This window comes from Pseudoalteromonas sp. SG41-2 (genome assembly GCF_014164535.1).
Lineage (GTDB): Bacteria > Pseudomonadota > Gammaproteobacteria > Enterobacterales > Alteromonadaceae > Pseudoalteromonas > Pseudoalteromonas rhizosphaerae.
Map to the genome: position 1 here is coordinate 1 of NZ_JACJFK010000069.1, position 2,716 is coordinate 2,716.

General features: G+C 38.1%; 3 protein-coding genes. All 3 read left to right on the forward strand.

Translation table 11 applies throughout. The annotated features are described in order from the left end of the window. Positions 1-338 precede the first annotated feature (338 nt). Positions 339-632: a hypothetical protein gene (locus tag H5186_RS22300; RefSeq protein ID WP_182795020.1), complete on the forward strand. Its 294-nt coding sequence runs from the start codon at positions 339-341 to the stop codon at positions 630-632. A 4-nt stretch (positions 633-636) separates the two neighbouring features. Then, entirely contained in the window at positions 637-1,560 is a 924-nt protein-coding gene (locus tag H5186_RS22305; RefSeq protein WP_182795021.1) for a hypothetical protein, read from the forward strand. Positions 1,561-1,895: 335 nt separating this feature from the next. Beyond that, entirely contained in the window at positions 1,896-2,642 is a 747-nt protein-coding gene (locus tag H5186_RS22310) for a hypothetical protein (protein WP_182795022.1), read from the forward strand. Positions 2,643-2,716 lie beyond the last annotated feature (74 nt).

Sequence of the window (2,716 nt, forward strand, 5' to 3'; positions counted from 1 at the left end):
CCGCTTGGGACACACTTATATCAATCAATAGAGCACTACTTCAAAATAGATAAAGATATAACAGAAAAACACGGATTTCCTGAGGAGTTAAAACCCTATTTAGACCCAGCAGATTGCCAAGTTAACCGTCAGGAAGTGTGGTAATTAAAAGCTAAATCGCTCTTTAAAAATTTAAAAAATTGAACCTAAAGTGATGCATTTAATTGCTTTAGGTTTAGTTTGCAGCTTCTGTTAGTAGTGGCGTTGTTATTTTTCCTGATGGAAAATTAAGAAGACAGCCACCTTGAAATCCGCGTACTTTAGAAATGGAATAACAATGACACCATCTTAATTTTTTAGTGACTGATTTATCAAGTGGGCAAGGTGTACGACTTGATTTAAATCAGTATAACTGCGCCGCCATATTTAAAGCGCTCAACACAACCAGAATCACGTTTAGACTACGTGTTAAAACGTATCCAAAAGGTAAAGGTGCGTCAGTGAGTGATGCTTTTAAAGATAATAAGTTTATATTGCCAGTATCAAAACGCGATGAAGACGGCGAGCTTGAAAAACCAAATAAATGGCTCACAACCGAAGTGAATTTATCACTATTAAATTATGCGCTAAAAGAAGAATTAGGACTTGAGTAACAATATGATAAACACCGAGCAAGTATCTGAATTACGCCCCCCTAAAAAACCAACTGATATGGGGAAGTATTACCGAAAAGTTGAAGTCGATTATGACAACCTGTTAGGAGTAAACGATATATATTCAACTGATGGTCGTTATTACGGCGTATTATTAATGGGAAGTATGACGGATACGGATGATAGTTCTTATTCTTGGCTAGCATTAACCTTCTTTGCGATTGGAGCGATAATGCAAGTCCTTGGGTTATTTAAAGCAAAAAGTTTACAACACCTCTTGGACTCATTTCTTTTTGATCCCTTGTTTATTCTAGGGCAAGTTTTATTATTAATAATTGCTTTTATTTACCACCGTAAAGCGAGAATACCGCGAGGTAAATTAGTCGTCTTCGATCGAAAAACCGGCAATGTAAATTTCCCCGCGTTTGGTGGCAACCCAGAACTTGTTATACCATTTGAAGAAGTTGAGATGTATCGAGGCTCGTTAGGCTTTAGCTTGGGAAGAGGCATGCCTGTTACAAGTTTAATCCCTAAAAAATACCCTAAACATGGTAAAAGGGATTGCCAATACATAGTCGCGTTTGCTGATAGCTACGATGGGGCTTGTCAATCGTGGACATTATTAACGGAATTTATGGATAAAAATAAACCAATCCCTTTTGGGTTGTTACAGTCTGTTCAACACCATTTAAACAAAGGAAATAGTGTTACGTGGAGAGGTGATAAAATTGGCCCCTATATGGATAAGTATCCGCTCGATCCTGTCATAAAAAATAACTATAAGTATGTTTATCACGAAAATCGTGATGCAACAGAAGAGTACCCGAGGGATGAAGTTAATTATGTTATTGCGCCATTTAGTGATGACCCCGTATTGCTAGAGAAAAATATAAAACGTGCGTACGAGCTCAATATTTTACTTTTGTGATTAAGTTATTTAAAAATAGATTTACAGGCCAAACGCTCTTTAACAATCAGAAAAGGAATTCAAACCTAGGCGGTGTATGCTGCCTAGGTTTATCGACAGGTTGATGATTAGAAGGCGCAATTAATAAGACACCCCCCTTTAAATACGCGTTTTTGGTGATGAAGTAGAATAAAAACAAACCATGCGCGAGGTAAACTCCCGCCTACAGGCGATGTAATACTGTTCTTTAAATTTGCGTAGACGGGGCTTTGTGTCGCGCAAATTTAAAAATAAAAACGACACTCACTCTGAATAGTTAAGATGGGTATCATCTTAATTCATGCGTTGCAGGGTTAGTGATAATTTTAATTGCGGCAGGGCTTATTTATTACTTTAGTGAATCAGAGGTTGAAGCATGGTTGCATGCATGCCCGTGGGGTAAAGCAGCTTTTATTAATGATGGCTCAACAAGTGTTCGAGCTGAACAATGGCGGAACCGCCCTGATTTAGCACTACTCGATGTCTATAATGCACTTTACAAGCCTTATACTAAAGTGATTGCAAGCCACCTTGCCAAAACTATTTCAATTAGTTTATCGACTCCCGTTGCTGCGGTAAAAGAAGGTGTTGATACAAAGCTCTATTGGCGGGTCGTTAATCCAACTGATGCGAATATAATTGCACCTTATCGTGGTTATAATGTTGAAGCAGCTAAAAAATATGCAGAAATGATACAACGTAGAATGTCACGTTACACAAAGCATAGAGTATTTAAACAAATCCCCCTTAATTCCCCCATATTAGTAGATGCGATATGGATGCTTCAGCCTGCTCGAACAGGCTGGCAAGCAGAAATAAATTACAATGTATTTTTGACTGAATTTGGTTTGCAGCCAGGCGACCAGGTAGAACTCAAACTAGAAGCTACCGTGTACCCAAGTGGTAAAGGTCAATCAACCATTCAAGGGTTTTCAAGCAAGTATGGCTTACCAATCGAATATTACAAAGCAGGTGAAAAGCCAGGGTTCTTTTCTTGGGGCGATGAGCGCAAATATAGCCACCGCATTGGCCAAGTCATTAGCCAAGCCATCATTCATTTATAAAGGGTAAATTATAAAAAAGCCAAGTTTTAATAAGTTGAGTTGTAAAAACAATACATAATGAAGTACAGCAAATA

Excerpts from the sequence above, each read along its gene's own strand:
- H5186_RS22305 (WP_182795021.1), top strand. The coding sequence starts at position 637 with ATGATAAACACCGAGCAAGTATCTGAATTACGCCCCCCTAAAAAACCA.